Here is a 14436-nt window from a genome sequence, read left to right on the forward strand (position 1 = left end):
CCTCCGCCGCCGCCCGGCACGCCGACGGTTACGGTGCTGGACGCGGCGGCCCGCGCCGACCCTGCCGTTCGCCGTCGACCTGCCGCGCGGGTTCGAGATCGTCACCGGACGTCCAGGCCCCAACTTCAAGATCTACACGATCCGTCGCGGCGACCGTTCGTTCGTCATGGTCTATGCGGGGCCCAACTCCCAGTTCCCCATCTACAGCGGCGACATGGTCGAGGCGGGCGGCCGCGTGTCGGTGGTGGCGAACGAGGAGGGCGCGCGCCATGCCATGGAGCACCTGTTCCGCCGCGCGACCGATCCGCTGGAGGTCCACGTCTGGACCATGACGCTGGACGGCGCCGACCGCGCCCTGGCCGAGCAGATCGCCCAGAGCGTCGAGGCGCGCTGACCCTCAGACCCGTCGCACCGCCGTGTCGGGCTCGCCCAGGCGAACCCCGCGCGCGCCGGCGAACACCAGCACCTCCAAGCCGGGCGAGGCGGCCCAGCGGCGCAGCGTCATTTGATAGGGCTCGTGCCGCCAGTCGTGTGGCCGCGCGGCGTCGCATTCCACCACCAGCCGCGCGCCGCCCAGTTCGCTGTGCAGCACGAAGCCGGCGGTCGTCGGCTTCCAGGCCTCGTCCAGGGCGTCGGTCAGCAGCCACAGGCAGTTGAACACGCGGCAGTCGCCGGGCCGGTCGACGTAGATCGCGCAGCCCGAAGCCCTGCCGAAATGGCGGCACCATTTGCCCGCCGGCTTGGCCAGGGCGGTGACGCCCATCAGCTTGCAGCACAGGCCGCAGTCGCCGCAGCTTTTGGCTGACTCCTGGGCCGGCGCCTGGACCAATCCCGTCAGTTCTCCGACCAGACGGCCAACTCGGCGCCGGCCGGGTCACGGAAGTGGAACCGCCGTCCGCCGGGGAAGGCGAAGATCGGCTTCACGATCGTCCCGCCCGCACCCTCGACCCTGGCCTGCATGGCCTCCAGGTCGTGGGCGTACAGCACCGGCAGGGGCGCCCGGGTCGCTTCGGCCTGGGCGTCGAAACCCCCGTCCAGGCCCTCGTTGAACGCCGCGTACTCGGGACCGTAGTCCTGGAAGCGCCAGCCGAAGGCCGTGGCGTAGAAGGTCTTCACGGTCTCCAAGCGGCCGCCCGGCAGTTCCAGATAGTCCAGTTTTCCGTCTTCGCGCATGGTCGTGCTCCGGTCAGTTCGCCATCCGACCGGCTTCCTTGTCGCCCGTCCGCCCGCGGATCGAAAGGGGCGGCGGGCATCCGTCCCCCGATTTCGACGCCGACGGACTTCCAGCGGCGCTTGCCAAGACCGGCGAACCGCGCAAACTTGCAAACGGTTCGCAATCGCAGGAGTCGGCCATGATCGTGCTGACCGCAGGCCCGGCGTCGCTGGCCCGCCTCATGAGGCGGGACGGGCCTTCACAACACCTCGCGCCGCGACAGATGGACGGTCATCAGGATCAGCGCGGCCAGGCCAAGCCCGCCGCCCAGTCCTAGGGCGGTGTTTACGCGCCAGGCCTCGGTGGCCAGCATGTTCACCGGCATCTGCCAGGGCAGGAAGACCCCCTGCTTGGCCGAAGTCGCCACCACCGCGAAGAAGGTGCCGGCGATGCCGACGATGAGGCCGGGCACGAAGCTGGCGAAGCGCAGGGCGATCCAGAGCTGGATCGCGATCAGCAACAGGCCGGCCAGGAACATCATGCCGAACAGCCGCGCATAGGCGGGCAGGTCGAACGCGCCGGTCAGCGCCACCTGCGGCTTGATCAGGCCGGCCAGCGATCCCGCCGCCCAGCCGAAGGCGACGACGCCCACGCTCATCAGGGCGACGACGCCCAGCACGCAAATGGTTTTGGCCGCATACAGCCGCCAACGGGGCAGGGGCAGGGCGCGCAGGTGATCCCAGCTCTTGGGGCCATGCTCCATGTGCGCGATCAGGGCGGTCAGGGCGGTGACGCTCATGGGCATCATGAAGAAGGCCCAGACGCCGCCCGCGTTCATCATCCACATGTCCCAGGGCGCGGCCTCCTTCTGGCGCAGGATCATGAAGAAGCCGAACACCGCGATCAGGGCCGGGGCGGCGAGGGCCAGCAGGGCGGCCAGCGAACGGTTCAGCTTACGGGCTTCGACGGACAAGGCGGCGAGCGTCAGGCGTACTCCGGCTGGATCGGGGAGGGCGAAGGGGAGGGCGAAGGGGAGGGCGAGGCGGGGGCCGAGACATCGCGATAGATCCCCTCCAGCGACCGGGCTCGCGGCCCGATGGCGAAGACGGCGATGTCGGCCTCCACCAGAGCCCGGTTCAGGATGGCGGACGCGGCGCGCGCGTCCTCTCCCGGCTTCAGCCGCGCCACCAAGCCGTCGTCGGTTGCAGAGAGGCTGAAGCCTCGCGCCTTGGCCAGGGCGATGGCGCGCGGCGCTTCGTCGGTCTGAAACGCGATCTCAGGCGCCAAATCGGCCTTCAGCCGGTCCAGCTCGCCTTCCAGCACCAGCCGGCCCTCGCTCAGGATGCCGATGTGGGTCGCGGTTTGCTCGATCTCGCCCAGGAGGTGGCTGGACAGCAGCACCGTGGCGCCGGTTCGCTCGGGCAGCGCGCGCAGGAACCGGCGCATGTCGGCGATGCCGTCGGGGTCCAGGCCGTTAGTGGGCTCGTCCAGGATCAGCACCGGGGGCGCGCCCAGCATGGCCCGCGCCAGGCCCAGGCGCTGCCGCATGCCCAGGGAATAGTCGCCGACGCGGCGATCGGCGTGCTCGCGCATCTCCACCACCTCCAGCACCCGGTCGATCTCGGCCTTGGGCAGGCCCAGCAGGGTCCGCGTCAGGTCCAGGTTCTCGCGTCCCGACAGGTTCACGTAGAAGCCGTGCGCCTCCAGCAGGGCGCCCACGCCTCGGGCGGCGGCGATCCGGTCGGCGGCCACGTCGACCCCGCAGATGCGCGCCGTTCCGGCCGTCGGAGACAGCAGGCCCAGCAGCATCTTCAGCGTGGTGGTCTTGCCCGCGCCATTGCGGCCCAGGAAGCCGTAGACGGCCCTGTCCGGCACCGTCATCGACACGGCGTCGACCGCCAGGCGGCTCTTGAAGCGACGGGTCAGGTCGCGGGTCTCGATGGCGGCGGACATGGGCGGCGCTCTCGTTTCATTTAACTCAGACATAAAGTTGCAAACGACCGATCTTTAAGTCAAGATTAAAGATCAGACAGCTTTTCCACCCCCGGAGACGACCCTTGAGCCGCGCCGACCTCGACCGCTTCCGCCTGCGCTGCCGCCAGTTCAGCTGGCTGGCGATCTTCATGGTCCTGACCGTGGGCGGGCTGCTGTCCCTGATCCATCTGGTCTCGCCGCTGGTCCTTTGGAACCGGGGCGAAATTCAGCTGCAGGAGGTCTATGCCTGGATGATCCGTGGTCTTCCGCCGGCCTGCTATCTGTTCGGCGTCTGGTCGATCGGCCGGTCGATGGGGCAGCTCGCGCGCGGCCGCCTGATCCAGCCGACCCTGGCCAGCGCCCTTCGCCGCGTCGGTCTGGCCCTCGGCTTCGGTGGCGTGCTCAGCGTTTTCATCGTCACCAACCTTCTGCGCATGGTGGGCGCGGCGCAGGGCGGCTACGCCCACTTCGACGTGCCCGGCATGACGCTGGGCATGATCGGCGGGGCCCTGTTCCTGCTCGGCGGCGTGGCCGAGCAGGCGGGCAAGGTCCAGGCCGAGCTGGACGAGATGATCTGATGCCGATCCGCGTCACCCTGGACCAACTGATCGTCAGGAAGGGTTTGAAGGCCCGCGACCTCGCCCAGCAGGTCGGCCTCAGCGAGACCCAGCTGTCCCTGTTCCGTTCGGGCAAGGTCAAGGGCATCCGTTTCCGCACCCTGGCCAAGCTGTGCGCCGCCCTGGAGTGCCGGCCCGGGGACCTGCTCGACTACGACTTCGATCCGGCGGATCTGCTGGGCGAGGATGAGGACTAGCCGCTCGTCCAGCCCCGCCGCGCGACCCAGGCTAGGACCAGCCGGGGCCAGGCGGCGGCCGGCTTGCCTTGGATCAGGCGCACGCCGAACCCGTGCCCGCCTTCCTCGAACAGATGCGCCTCGGCCGGAACGCCCGCCGCCTTCAGCGCGGCGAGAAGCTGCAGGCTGTTCTCGACCGGCACGGAGGCGTCGTCCATCGCGTGCAGCAGGAAGACCGGCGGCCGGCCGCGCCAATCCATCCGCTCCAGCGAATAGCGCGCGACGGCCTCGGCCGTGGGCGCCGCGCCCAGCATCTGCAGGCGCAACCCGGCGTGGGCGTGCGGCTCGGCCATGGTCGCGACGGGATAGAGCAGGATCGCCACGTCCGGCCGCATCGAGAGCGCATCCGCCGCGTCGACCGCGCATAGGTCTGGTCCGTCCGCGCCGTCAGCATGCCGGCCAGGTGGCCGCCCGCCGAAGCGCCCAGCACCGCCACGCGGGACGGGTCGAGCCCTCGGCGGAGGCCCTGGCCGGACCAGGCGCCAGCGCCGCTGCGCGTCCTGCAGCGGCGCATCCGGACCGGCCGCCCAGCCGTCACCCGGCAGTCGGTAGCGCAGCACGAAACAGGTCACGCCCGCTGCCGCGAACACGCGCGCGCAGTCCAGCCCCTCCTTGTCCACCACCGCCCACCGGTATCCGCCGCCGGGGATCAGCAGCAGCGAGGCGCCGTTGGGCCGCTCGGGCCGCAGGACCATCAGGATCGGGTCGGTCGTGTACTGGGCGTAGCGGTCGTGGAACGCCGGGTCGATCGACCGTTCGACCACCTTTGGCGTCACGGTCACGCTCTCGCCGCCGGGCGCCGCGCCGGGCCAGAGCCGGATCGTCTCGGCCGGATCAGGCGGGGCGACGCTCTGTGATACCGGTGTCATAGCCAGGGCGCCGAGACCCAGGGCGTCCCGTCGGTTCAGTTCCATGGAAGGCCTCCTGTAGGCGGAGGCTAGTCCGGGGCCGCCGCCGCCGACAAGGCGCCCGCGCTCTCCCTGCAAGAAGGGAGGCAGAAGGCCGTCGTCAGGCCAGCTCCACCGCCATCGCCACGGCCTCGCCGCCGCCTATGCACAGGCTGGCGACGCCCTTGGTCCCGCCGCGGGCCTTCAGCGCCGCCAGCAGGGTGGCCAGCACGCGCGCGCCCGAGGCGCCGATGGGATGGCCCAGGGCGGTCGCGCCGCCATTGACGTTCAGCCTGGCCCGGTCGATGCCCAGTTCGCGCATGGCGATCATCGGCACCACGGCGAAGGCTTCGTTGATCTCCCACAGGTCGACATCCTCGACGGACCAGCCGGCCTTCTTGAGCGCCTTCCGCATCGCCGGCACCGGGGCGGTGGTGAATTTCGCGGGCTCGTGGGCGTGGGCGGCCTGGCCGACGATGCGGGCCACGACCGGCAGGCCCAGGGCGCGGGCGACGCTCTCGCGCGTCACCACCAGGGCGGCCGCGCCGTCCGAGATCGAGGCCGAGGAGGCGGCGGTGATGGTGCCGTCCTTGGCGAAGGCCGGCTTCAGATTGGGGATCTTGGACGGATCGGCCTTGGCCGGCTGCTCGTCCTCGCTGACGGTGACAGGTCCCTTGCGGGTCTGCACCTCGACCGGAACCACCTCGCCGGCGAAGGCGCCGCCGGTCACCGCCGCGTTGGCGCGGTTCAGGCTCTCGATGGCGTAGGCGTCCTGATCCTCGCGGGTGAACTGGTATTCGTTGGCCGTGTCCTGGGCGAACGAGCCCATGGGCTTGCCGGGTTGATAGGCGTCCTCCAGCCCGTCCATCATCATGGAGTCGACGATGACGTCGTGGCCGATGCGGGCGCCGCCGCGGTGCTTGTTCATCAGGTATGGGGCGCCAGTCATCGATTCCATGCCGCCGGCCACGATCACGTCGGCCGAACCGGCCTTGATGGCGTCGGCGGCCATCATCACCGCCTGCAGCCCCGAGCCGCACATCTTGTTCACGGTCGTCGCCTCGACGTGCTCGCCCAAGCCGGCGCCCAGCGCCGCCTGCCGAGCCGGGGCCTGGCCCAGGCCCGCCGGCAGGACGCAGCCCATGTAGATCTGCTCGACCTTCTCGGGCGGGACGCCCGCGCGTTCGACCGCCGCCTTGACCGCCGCCGCGCCCAGCTCCGTGGCCTTCACCCCCGTGAGCGCGCCCTGGAAGCCGCCCATCGGCGTGCGGGCGAAGGAACAGATGACGACCGGATCGGACATGAGAGCATCCTTTTAAAAAACCTACGCGGCTAGATCGTCCCTTTCGGGGCCGGGTGCAAGCCCGTTTGCCGCGGTGCACAATCAGCCTGTAGTCGGCTCGGGCTCGGGAAGCCAGTCGGGAAGCCGGACCCGGACTGGCCGCCCCTCGACGGTCAGCGCGCCGCCCAGCCGGTCGAGACGGACCAGGGCCATGGCCGCGCCATCGCGCCCGCTCAGCACCTCGCCGGCGCGCAGGTCGCCGTTCAGCACCTCGGCGCCGAACGACGGGGGCGGGCCGTCGAAGGCGATCGGCAGCATCCGGTTGCGGATCGCGCCGCGCCGCTTCATCCGCGAGGTCGTCTCCTGGCCGATGAAACAGCCCTTCTGGAAGTCGATGCCGTTCAGCAGGTCGAAGTCCGCCTCGATCGGGTAGGTCTTGTCGTCGGGGGCGTCCGCGGCCGGATCGGGGACGCCGACAGCGAGGCGATGGGCCTGCCAGTCGTCTTCGGCGGCGTTCGGCTGGACATCGCCGCCGTAGCGCCGACCGCCCAGCGCCGCCGTCCTCGGATCGGGCGCGAACCCCTCCGCCAGGCCGTCCCAGCAGACGGACACCGCCCGGTCGTCGGCCTCGACCGAGACCTGGGCCCGCAGTCTGTACATCGACAGCCGCTGGATCAGGGCGTCGCGCCGGTCGGCGGCCGCGTCCAGCACGACCGCGCCCGGCTCGCCCCGCAGAAACAGATCGAACAACAGCCGCCCCGGCGGCGACAGCAGGGCTCCGTACCGCAGCTCGCCCTCGGCCAGCGTCTCGATGTCCTGGGTCAGCAGGTTGTGCAGGAACGGCCGGGCGTCGGGGCCGGACACTCGCACCAGGGCGCGGGAGGGCAGGCGGGCGATGCGCGTTGTCATGACGGGTAGATAGGGCGATCATTCCAAGGGTGACAGCCGTGCGGCGCGTTTTGCGTTTGCCGGCCGCAACGCCAGGTTCGACCCTGGCCACACTAGCTGGAGGCCGGCATGAGATCCGCCGTTTCGATCATCGGTCGGGCGCTCGGATGGGCGGCAGTGGCCTTCCTGGCCACGATCACGGTTTTCACGATCCATTTGGGCGGCCCCTCGAACCTGTTCGTAGGCATGGCGCTTATCGGCGTGGCCCTCACCTCGCTGTTCGTCGCGGGCCTCGCCTTCGTCGGAGCGATTCTGCTCGAAGTTCTCGAACGCTCATGGCGGCAGCGGCGGAACGGCTGACCGGTCAGGCCTCTCCCACCGCATATCGCGCCGTAACCCCGTCGGCTTGCCAGTCGTGGTCCTCCAGCCGATCCAGCGACCGCAGAACCCGCGCCGTGAACGCCTGCGGATCCCCCGCCTCGACGGCCGAACGGAGCCAGTCGGTGACCACGGCTCGGGCCGGATAGGTCCCAATCGGGCCGGGAACGCTCAGAGCGACCTCGACGCCCTCCGCGATCCAGCCGGCCACGACCGCGAAGAAGGTCTCCGACGCCAGAAAGTCCGTCCGCCGCACCACGAATAGGGTGATCACGCCGTCCTCCACCCCGTCGGGACGAACGATCACGCCGCTGCGGTCGGGCCGCCAGTCGTCGGACAACTCGACCACGCGCCACAGGCAGAACCAGATTCGGCAGGTCTGCGGCCGGATCGCGTGCACCGTGCATCCGGCGCCGTCGACGCAGTAGGCGCACAGCTCGCCCGTCGGCTTGGAGAGCTCGGGCAGGCTCAGCGGGATCACGCGGCAGCATTCGACGCAGCGGCCGCATTCGCGGCCGGGGAGCAGGGGCAGGGACATGGGGTTAGACGCAGTCGCCCCAGGTCGGCGTGCCCGGCTGGGCCGTCAGGCCGTCCACATAGGTGCGCAGCGTCTCGGGATCGATCTCCAGGGCCTCCTCGAACCGGTCGCGCTGGTACATCTCGCAGATCGCGGGATCCGAAGGGGAGGGCACGTGCTGAGACTTGAACGCGGCCAGGGTCTCGGCGGTCATGCCGTTGGCCAGGGCGTAGGCGTCCAGCCGCTCGATCTGACGGCGCAACTCCGCCTGGACGTCGGGGGCGGTGTCGGGCGCGCACCGCCGCGAGGCCTCGGCCAGGGCGGAATAGAGGGCGAGCGCGCATAGGACGTCCTCCCCAGGGCGGCGAGTCGGATCGGCGGTCTGGGTCGGCGCGGCGCCGAAGGCCGCCAGCCCGGCGGCCGTGGCGATGGCCAGGATCGTGACGTTCAACGGGCGGCGCATGACGATCCTCCTCGGTTTCGTCCACAGACCCTACGCGTTCCGACCCCAAACGCCACGTCGCGACTGCTTCGCCGCGCGAGAATCCGTATACGATCCAACCATGGCGGGACGTTTCCCCATTCTCTACCTCGCGGAGGCCGATCCAGAAGACGCGGTGCTTTCGTCGGGTGTGCTGGCCTATCTGGTCGAGGCCATGCCCCAGGCGACCTTCACCGTGGTCGGCTCGCCCGCCAGCGCGCCCCTGTTCGCCGACACGCCCCGCCTGGAACGGCTGATCGTCCTGGAGAAGGAGGGGCGGCTGGAGTGGCTGGGCCTGTGGAACCAAGTCCGCGCGATCAAGTGGGGCCTGATCGTGGACATGCGGGGCACCACCTTCTCCGGCAAGCTCAGCCGCCAGAAGCGCGCCGTCCGCGTCAAGGACGAGCCGGGCGTCCACAAGGTCGAGCTGGCCGCCCGGGTGCTGCAGCTGGACGAGGTTCCCCGGCCGCGGCTGTTCGTTTCGGACGCCACGCGCGCCGCGGCCGAGCGCCTGTTGCCGGCCGAGGACAGCCCTCTGCTGGTGGTGGCCCCGGGGGCGGACTGGGTCGGCAAGGAGTGGCCGGCCGAGCGCTACGCCAAACTGGCGGCGGCTCTGCTCAACGACGGCCCCCTGGCCGGGGGCGGGTCGTCGTGCTGGGCTCAGAGGCCGATCGGGACGCCGCCCACACCATCCCGCCTGGCCATGCCGCGCGCCGCACGGTCGAGCTGCAGGGCAAGCTGTCCAAGCTGCAGCGGCCGCCGCTCTGAGCGCGCGGGCCTCTACCTGGGCGGGGATTCGATCTGGACCCAGCTGGCCGTCGCCGCCGGCGCCCCGGTGGTCGCCGCCTACGGGCCTTCGGACGACGCCGTCCGCGGTCCCTGGGGCGGGGTCGTGGTCCGTGGCCCGCGCTCGGTCGAGGAGTTCCGCAAGATCGATCCCGGCCTCAACCAGGCCATCCTGCATATGAACGAGGTTCCGGCCGACCGGGTGCTGAAAGCGGCGCGAAAGCTGGTCGAGGGCCAATACGACCGAAAATGACGTATCGTGCGCCTATGCTTCCTCCTGTCTCCCGGAGGAAGCCGAAAGGGTGCGTCGCCGTCGTCATCTCGCCGATTTTTCCGCGAAATCAGGCTCATCTTCGAAATGTGCACAATGTGCACTCCATTTTTTCGAGTGCACATTTCTGGACCGTCCGAGGGGAGGCTGACGCCGCTGGTTCACACGAAAAGTCACGAAGGACACGACGGGGCCGGTGCCTCAGGGCCGCGCTCAGCGCCTTCATACACTCGAAGTTTCGAACGCCTGCGGCGCCACGCGCTCGGCCTCGTCGTGTCCTTCGTGTGAACCAGCTCCGCCAGACACGAAACGCGGACGGCTCCGGCGGCCCGCATTCGAACGACCCGGACGCCATTTTTCGGTCCACCCGTGTCGCCCGCCGCGATGCTGGATTAAGGGTGCCCCATGACCCAGACCTATGACCTGATCGTCCGCGGCGGCGAGGTGGCCAACCACGCGGGCCGCGGCATGGCCGACGTCGGCGTCCGCGACGGCAAGGTGGTCTTCGTCGGCGACCTGTCGCAGGCCTCGGCGGGCGAGGTCTTTGACGCCTCGGGCCTGACGGTCTTGCCCGGCGTCATCGACACCCAAGTCCACTTCCGCGAGCCCGGCCTGGAGTGGAAGGAGGACCTGGAGACGGGCTCCCGCGCCGCGGCGCTGGGCGGGGTCACCGCCGTGTTCGAGATGCCGAACACCGAGCCCAACACCACCGACCCCGACACCCTCCAGGACAAGCTGGACCGGGCGCGGGACCGGATGTGGACGGACCACGCCTTCTATATCGGCGGCACCCACGACAACGCCCGACATCTGGCCGAGTTGGAGCGCCTGCCGGGCTGCTGCGGGGTCAAGGTCTTCATGGGGGCCTCCACCGGCACCCTGTTGGTCGCTGACGACGACGGGGTCCGCGAGGTGCTGAAGCACGTCAAGCGCCGCGCCACCTTCCATTCCGAGGACGAGTATCGCCTGGCCGAGCGCCGTCCCCTGGCGCGCACAGGCGATTGGACCAGCCACCCCGAGGTGCGCGATCCGGAAAGCGCCATCATGAGCACCCGCCGCCTGGTCCGCCTGGCGCGCGAGACCGGCGCCCGCATTCACGTACTACACGTGACCACGGCCGAGGAGATCGATTTCCTCAGCCACAACAAGGATGTGGCCACCGTCGAGGTGACGCCCCAGCACCTGACCCTGGACGGCGACGAGGCCTATGCGCGGCTGAAGGGCCTGGCCCAGATGAACCCGCCGATCCGCAACGCGCCGCATATCGCGGGCCTGTGGCGCGGGATCGCGCACGGCGTGGCCGACGTCCTGGGCTCGGACCACGCGCCCCATACGCTGGAGGAGAAGGCCCGTCCGTATCCGGCGTCGCCATCAGGGATGCCGGGCGTGCAGACCCTGGTGCCGGTGATGCTGACCCACGTGGCGAACGGCCGCCTGTCGCTGGACCGCTTCATCGACCTGACCAGCCACGGCGCCAATCGGGTCTTCGGCATCGCCGGCAAGGGCCGGATGGCCGAGGGCTACGACGCCGACCTGACCATCGTCGACTTGAAGGTGAAGCATGTCCTGCGCCACCAGGACATGGCCACCCGCTCGGGCTGGACGCCGTTCGACGGCTTCGAGGCCACGGGTCAGGCCAAGGCCACCATCGTGCGGGGCCGCGTCGTCATGCGCGACGGCGAGCTGATCGGAACGGCCCACGGCCGCCCCGTCCGTTTTCAGGAGACGCTGGCGTAGCGGGCTGCACCCACTATCCGCTCATCCCCGCGAAGGTGGGGACCCAGTGCTTTGGACGACCGATCTCTGAATTCATGCGCGCATCCGCCAAGCCCGAAACGCCGGTTCTCCTCCGACAGAACTGGGGCCCCGCCTTCGCGGGGATGAGCGGAGGTGGGGCAGATTGGTGATTCAGCGGTTCTCGAGAATGAAGTCGGCGACGTCGTCGACGACGCCGGGGGCCAGCGGCAGGGCGGGGTCGGCGTAGGTCGCCAGATTGGCCGCGCGGTCAGCCGGCGCGGCCTTCAGGACATGGTTCACGCCGTCCCAGACAACCAGCCGGGCCTCCGGCTGGGCGTCGGCCATGGCGCGGGCGTCGCCCAGATTGGTCTGCAGATCGGTCGAACCCTGGCCGATCATCACCGGCCCTTGGTAGGCGGCGATCAGACGGGCGGGGTCCAGCGGCAGCCATGAGATCAGGTACGGCTGCACGGAGGGCCGGAACAGAGCCTCCAGGCCTGGCGGGCTTTCGACCGTGCGGCCGGCCTCCAGTTCGGTCAGGGCCGCCAGGGCGGGGGCCCGGACCGGCTTCCCGGCGCGCGGCCAGCTGTTCTCTCAGCACGACGCCCGCGGCCGGCCGGCTCCGGACAACAGCACCAGGCCGCAGACCTTGTCGTCGTCGCCCTTGACCGCCTCCAGGGCGATGAGCGCGCCCTCGCTGTGGCCGATCAGCCAGGCGCAGGGCCGCCCCCGTCGCCCCGCGCGGCCTCGACCGCCCAGGCCCGGGCGTCCTCGACATAGGTCGGAGAAGCGCAGGTCGCTCTCCGCCGTCACGGCTCCGGCGCTCTCGCCCACGCCCCGCTTGTCGAAGCGGACGGTGGCCACGCCGCGCTCCGCCAGCCCTTCGGCGAGCAGGCGGTAGGTGGCCGCGCGGACGCCCATCGGATTGTCGCCGTTGCGGTCGGTCGGGCCCGAGCCGGGGATGATCACCGCCGCCGCCCGGGTCTCGCCCGACGGCTTCAGCAGCGTCCCGTGCAGCGGCGCCGGCTGGGCGGGCAGGACGACGGGGGTCTCGGCGGGGGAGAGCGCGAAGGCAGCGAGGGCGGCGAGCGTCAGCATGGGGCGACCCTATACCGCGGCGACATCTCGAAGCGAGGTCAGATCGAGAAGCTGACCCCGCAGCCGCAACTGGAGGCGGCGTTGGGATTGCGCACCACGAACTGGGCGCCGGACAGGTCGTCCACGAAGGCGATCTCGGAGCCCTTGAGGAAGGGCAGGGACACCGGGTCCACCACCGCGGCTTGGCCGCCGGCCTCGATGCGCAGGTCGTCCGCCTCGGCGGCCTCGATCAGCTCCAGGCGGTATTGGAAGCCCGAGCAGCCGCCGCCGTCCACGGCGACCCGCAGCAGCACGGGCCGACCCTCGGCCGCGCCCAGCTGCGCCAGACGGCGCGCGGCGCTGTCGGCCAGGACAAGGCCGGGTCCGCCCGAGGCGGGCGAGATCTCGAAGGCGGGGGCGGCCATGGTGCGGGTCATTGGACGGTGCTCACTCAGGCCTATATGAGGCGCGGGCGGGCGTTCGCAAAGGCCCGCGACCAGATGCGAGCTCCCGACGTTGATCCCCGAACGCGCACCCTGGGCCGAATACCCCGAGCACAGCCGCGGGCGTCTGGTCCCCGAGCCGATCAGCCGCACGCGCAACGCCTTCGCCCGCGACCGGGACCGCATCATCCATTGCACCGCCTTTCGGCGCCTGAAGGAGAAGACCCAGGTCTTCGTGGCGCACGAGGGCGACCACTACCGCACCCGACTGACCCATAGCCTCGAGGTCGCCCAGATCGCGCGCTCGCTGGCGCACGCGCTGCGTTTGGACACGGACCTGGCCGAGACGGTGGCCCTGGCGCACGACCTGGGACATCCCCCGTTCGGCCACGCCGGCGAGGACGAACTGCAGGCGCAGATGGAGCCTTGGGGCGGGTTCGACCACAACGTCCAGACCTTCCGTGTCGTGACCAAGCTGGAAGAGCGCTATCCCCAGTTCGAGGGCCTGAACCTGAGCTGGGAGACGGTCGAGGGCGTGGTCAAGCACAACGGCCCGGTCGGTCATCGCCTGGACGAGCCGGCCTGGAAGGCGATCGCCGACTATGCGCCCGGCTGGAGCCTGCGTCTGGACAGCTTCGCCTCGCTGGAGGCCCAGGCCGCGGCCATCGCCGACGACATCGCCTACAACAACCACGACGTGGACGACGGGGTGCAGGCGGGGCTGTTCACGCTCGAGGACCTGGCCGACGTGCCCCTGATCGGTCCGGTGCTGCACGCGGTGCGCAAGGATTGGCCGGGCATCGACGAGCGCATGATCCGCATCGAGGCCGTGCGCCGGATGATCGGCGTGATGGTCGAGGACGTGCTGGCGGAGACCGAGGTCCGGATCGAAGCGGACGGCGTGCGCTCCACCGAGGACGTGCGGACGGCGTCGCGCGCCCTGGTCGGATTCTCGCCAAGGATGTTGGAGGACCTCGGCGTCCTTAGGCGCTTCCTGTTCGAACGCATGTACCGACACTATCGGGTCAACCGCACCCGCAGCCAGGCGCGGCGCATCCTGGCGGAGATGTTCCAGCTGTTCATGGCCGAGCCCGCCACCCTGCCGCCGGAATGGTCGGGCAGGGCGATGGCCGGCGACGAGGCCAAGCGGGCCCGCGCCGTGGGCGATTACATCGCCGGCATGACGGACCGCTACGCCATCGAGGAGCACAAGAAGCTGTTCAGCCTCGACCTCGCCCTGGATCTGTGATTCGTAACCCGGGCAGGGGTGGGTAGAGTAGTTGGCCGGCGCGGCGATTCGCGGCCGGCGACGTTCCGAAGGCGCGGCCATGTCCCACGAAGATCCCTATCGCCCGAACCCCGGCCGTGACCGCGGCGCCTATACGCCGCCGACGGACGACGACCTGCCGTTCAACCGCCAGGGCTATGACCCGCGCGGCGGCGGGCGCGGCGCCGGAGGCGGCAAGTCCCCGCCGCTGACCCTGATAATCTCGGGCGTGGTCCTGCTGCTGCTGATCGTGGCCGTGGTCGTCTACTACCGCGCCGGCCCGCGCTCCTCGAACGATGCGCCGCCTGCGGTCGGCTCGCCCGTCGGCGAGATGAAGGCGGACGCGCCCGATCGACGGCCCAGCCGGTCAATCCCCGAGGCCGGGGATCGACGTCTATTCGGACGCCGAGGCGACCACGGCGCCGCCGACCTTCACGCCGCC

19 protein-coding genes and 1 pseudogene are annotated in these 14436 nt (G+C 70.4%); 8 read left to right on the top strand and 12 right to left on the bottom strand.

What is annotated here, in order from left to right:
• Positions 1 to 394 (top strand): hypothetical protein (locus tag AC2W7C_RS05020; RefSeq protein ID WP_486000457.1); only part of this gene is annotated, 394 nt, incomplete at its 5' end.
• Between the two features lie 3 nt (positions 395 to 397).
• Here AC2W7C_RS05020 and AC2W7C_RS05025 read toward each other — a convergent pair.
• The 4 genes from AC2W7C_RS05025 to AC2W7C_RS05040 all read right to left on the bottom strand — a co-directional run bounded on the left by AC2W7C_RS05025 (position 398) and on the right by AC2W7C_RS05040 (position 3106).
• Positions 398 to 829, bottom strand: coding sequence for a YkgJ family cysteine cluster protein (locus tag AC2W7C_RS05025; RefSeq protein ID WP_486000458.1), 432 nt, complete (start codon positions 827 to 829; stop codon positions 398 to 400).
• Between the two features lie 5 nt (positions 830 to 834).
• Positions 835 to 1173 carry a VOC family protein gene (locus tag AC2W7C_RS05030; protein WP_486000459.1) on the bottom strand — a complete coding sequence of 113 codons (339 nt, stop codon included), beginning with the start codon at positions 1171 to 1173 and terminating at the stop codon, positions 835 to 837.
• 239 nt (positions 1174 to 1412) lie between these two features.
• A complete protein-coding gene (locus tag AC2W7C_RS05035; RefSeq protein WP_486000460.1) occupies positions 1413 to 2126 on the bottom strand; it encodes an ABC transporter permease in 714 nt (237 codons plus the stop codon).
• A gap of 11 nt (positions 2127 to 2137) precedes the next feature.
• Positions 2138 to 3106: an ABC transporter ATP-binding protein gene (locus tag AC2W7C_RS05040; protein ID WP_486000461.1), complete on the bottom strand. Its 969-nt coding sequence runs from the start codon at positions 3104 to 3106 to the stop codon at positions 2138 to 2140.
• 104 nt (positions 3107 to 3210) lie between these two features.
• On the opposite strand from AC2W7C_RS05040, the gene AC2W7C_RS05045 reads away from it, so the two are divergent.
• On the top strand, positions 3211 to 3705 hold the full coding sequence (locus tag AC2W7C_RS05045) for a DUF2975 domain-containing protein (RefSeq protein ID WP_486000462.1): 495 nt from the start codon (positions 3211 to 3213) through the stop codon (positions 3703 to 3705).
• The gene (locus AC2W7C_RS05050) at positions 3705 to 3941 is read left to right on the top strand and encodes a helix-turn-helix domain-containing protein (protein WP_486000463.1); all 237 of its coding nucleotides are present in this window, start codon (positions 3705 to 3707) and stop codon (positions 3939 to 3941) included. Before AC2W7C_RS05045 ends, AC2W7C_RS05050 begins: the two co-directional genes overlap by 1 nt.
• Here AC2W7C_RS05050 and AC2W7C_RS05055 read toward each other — a convergent pair.
• The 3 genes from AC2W7C_RS05055 to ygfZ all read right to left on the bottom strand — a co-directional run bounded on the left by AC2W7C_RS05055 (position 3938) and on the right by ygfZ (position 7058).
• Positions 3938 to 4894 (bottom strand): alpha/beta hydrolase, encoded by a 957-nt coding sequence (locus AC2W7C_RS05055; protein WP_486000464.1) that lies wholly within the window; start codon positions 4892 to 4894, stop codon positions 3938 to 3940. The two genes, AC2W7C_RS05050 and AC2W7C_RS05055, sit on opposite strands and share 4 nt — an antisense overlap.
• Positions 4895 to 4988: 94 nt before the next feature.
• The gene (locus AC2W7C_RS05060) at positions 4989 to 6170 is read right to left on the bottom strand and encodes a thiolase family protein (RefSeq protein ID WP_486000465.1); all 1182 of its coding nucleotides are present in this window, start codon (positions 6168 to 6170) and stop codon (positions 4989 to 4991) included.
• Positions 6171 to 6251: 81 nt separating this feature from the next.
• Positions 6252 to 7058, bottom strand: coding sequence for a CAF17-like 4Fe-4S cluster assembly/insertion protein YgfZ (gene ygfZ, locus AC2W7C_RS05065; RefSeq protein ID WP_486000466.1), 807 nt, complete (start codon positions 7056 to 7058; stop codon positions 6252 to 6254).
• A 108-nt stretch (positions 7059 to 7166) separates the two neighbouring features.
• Here ygfZ and AC2W7C_RS05070 point away from each other — a divergent pair, with 108 nt between their 5' ends.
• Positions 7167 to 7397 carry a hypothetical protein gene (locus tag AC2W7C_RS05070; RefSeq protein WP_486000467.1) on the top strand — a complete coding sequence of 77 codons (231 nt, stop codon included), beginning with the start codon at positions 7167 to 7169 and terminating at the stop codon, positions 7395 to 7397.
• Between the two features lie 4 nt (positions 7398 to 7401).
• Here the strand turns inward: AC2W7C_RS05070 and AC2W7C_RS05075 are convergent, their stop codons facing one another.
• Entirely contained in the window at positions 7402 to 7953 is a 552-nt protein-coding gene (locus AC2W7C_RS05075) for a hypothetical protein (RefSeq protein ID WP_486000468.1), read from the bottom strand.
• Positions 7954 to 7957: 4 nt separating this feature from the next.
• Entirely contained in the window at positions 7958 to 8395 is a 438-nt protein-coding gene (locus AC2W7C_RS05080; RefSeq protein WP_486000469.1) for a hypothetical protein, read from the bottom strand.
• A gap of 100 nt (positions 8396 to 8495) precedes the next feature.
• Here AC2W7C_RS05080 and AC2W7C_RS05085 point away from each other — a divergent pair, with 100 nt between their 5' ends.
• Together AC2W7C_RS05085 and AC2W7C_RS05090 are read left to right on the top strand one after the other, a co-directional pair.
• Positions 8496 to 9452: a glycosyltransferase family 9 protein gene (locus AC2W7C_RS05085; RefSeq protein WP_486000470.1), complete on the top strand. Its 957-nt coding sequence runs from the start codon at positions 8496 to 8498 to the stop codon at positions 9450 to 9452.
• Positions 9453 to 9875: 423 nt separating this feature from the next.
• Positions 9876 to 11207 (top strand): dihydroorotase, encoded by a 1332-nt coding sequence (locus tag AC2W7C_RS05090; RefSeq protein WP_486000471.1) that lies wholly within the window; start codon positions 9876 to 9878, stop codon positions 11205 to 11207.
• 171 nt (positions 11208 to 11378) lie between these two features.
• Here AC2W7C_RS05090 and AC2W7C_RS05095 read toward each other — a convergent pair whose 3' ends face one another.
• The 3 genes from AC2W7C_RS05095 to AC2W7C_RS05105 form a co-directional block, all read right to left on the bottom strand.
• The gene (locus tag AC2W7C_RS05095) at positions 11379 to 11678 is read right to left on the bottom strand and encodes a hypothetical protein (RefSeq protein WP_486000472.1); all 300 of its coding nucleotides are present in this window, start codon (positions 11676 to 11678) and stop codon (positions 11379 to 11381) included.
• Between the two features lie 123 nt (positions 11679 to 11801).
• A complete protein-coding gene (locus tag AC2W7C_RS05100) occupies positions 11802 to 12305 on the bottom strand; it encodes an alpha/beta hydrolase (RefSeq protein WP_486000473.1) in 504 nt (167 codons plus the stop codon).
• Between the two features lie 38 nt (positions 12306 to 12343).
• A complete protein-coding gene (locus AC2W7C_RS05105; RefSeq protein WP_486000475.1) occupies positions 12344 to 12709 on the bottom strand; it encodes a HesB/IscA family protein in 366 nt (121 codons plus the stop codon).
• A 91-nt stretch (positions 12710 to 12800) separates the two neighbouring features.
• On the opposite strand from AC2W7C_RS05105, the gene AC2W7C_RS05110 reads away from it, so the two are divergent.
• Positions 12801 to 13976 carry a deoxyguanosinetriphosphate triphosphohydrolase gene (locus AC2W7C_RS05110; protein ID WP_486000474.1) on the top strand — a complete coding sequence of 392 codons (1176 nt, stop codon included), beginning with the start codon at positions 12801 to 12803 and terminating at the stop codon, positions 13974 to 13976.
• Between the two features lie 79 nt (positions 13977 to 14055).
• Positions 14056 to 14436 (top strand): annotated as a pseudogene (locus AC2W7C_RS05115) (hypothetical protein); the annotation flags it as partial.

Source organism: Brevundimonas sp. CURTG3B2_SDJG (assembly GCF_057364705.1).

Coding starts and splice junctions, on each gene's coding strand:
- AC2W7C_RS05030 (WP_486000459.1), bottom strand. CDS start 1,173: ATGCGCGAAGACGGAAAACTGGACTATCTGGAACTGCCGGGCGGCCGC.
- AC2W7C_RS05040 (WP_486000461.1), bottom strand. CDS start 3,106: ATGTCCGCCGCCATCGAGACCCGCGACCTGACCCGTCGCTTCAAGAGC.
- AC2W7C_RS05050 (WP_486000463.1), top strand. CDS start 3,705: ATGCCGATCCGCGTCACCCTGGACCAACTGATCGTCAGGAAGGGTTTG.
- AC2W7C_RS05055 (WP_486000464.1), bottom strand. CDS start 4,894: ATGGAACTGAACCGACGGGACGCCCTGGGTCTCGGCGCCCTGGCTATG.
- AC2W7C_RS05060 (WP_486000465.1), bottom strand. CDS start 6,170: ATGTCCGATCCGGTCGTCATCTGTTCCTTCGCCCGCACGCCGATGGGC.
- ygfZ (WP_486000466.1), bottom strand. CDS start 7,058: ATGACAACGCGCATCGCCCGCCTGCCCTCCCGCGCCCTGGTGCGAGTG.
- AC2W7C_RS05070 (WP_486000467.1), top strand. CDS start 7,167: ATGAGATCCGCCGTTTCGATCATCGGTCGGGCGCTCGGATGGGCGGCA.
- AC2W7C_RS05075 (WP_486000468.1), bottom strand. CDS start 7,953: ATGTCCCTGCCCCTGCTCCCCGGCCGCGAATGCGGCCGCTGCGTCGAA.
- AC2W7C_RS05080 (WP_486000469.1), bottom strand. CDS start 8,395: ATGCGCCGCCCGTTGAACGTCACGATCCTGGCCATCGCCACGGCCGCC.
- AC2W7C_RS05085 (WP_486000470.1), top strand. CDS start 8,496: ATGGCGGGACGTTTCCCCATTCTCTACCTCGCGGAGGCCGATCCAGAA.
- AC2W7C_RS05090 (WP_486000471.1), top strand. CDS start 9,876: ATGACCCAGACCTATGACCTGATCGTCCGCGGCGGCGAGGTGGCCAAC.
- AC2W7C_RS05100 (WP_486000473.1), bottom strand. CDS start 12,305: ATGCTGACGCTCGCCGCCCTCGCTGCCTTCGCGCTCTCCCCCGCCGAG.
- AC2W7C_RS05105 (WP_486000475.1), bottom strand. CDS start 12,709: ATGGCCGCCCCCGCCTTCGAGATCTCGCCCGCCTCGGGCGGACCCGGC.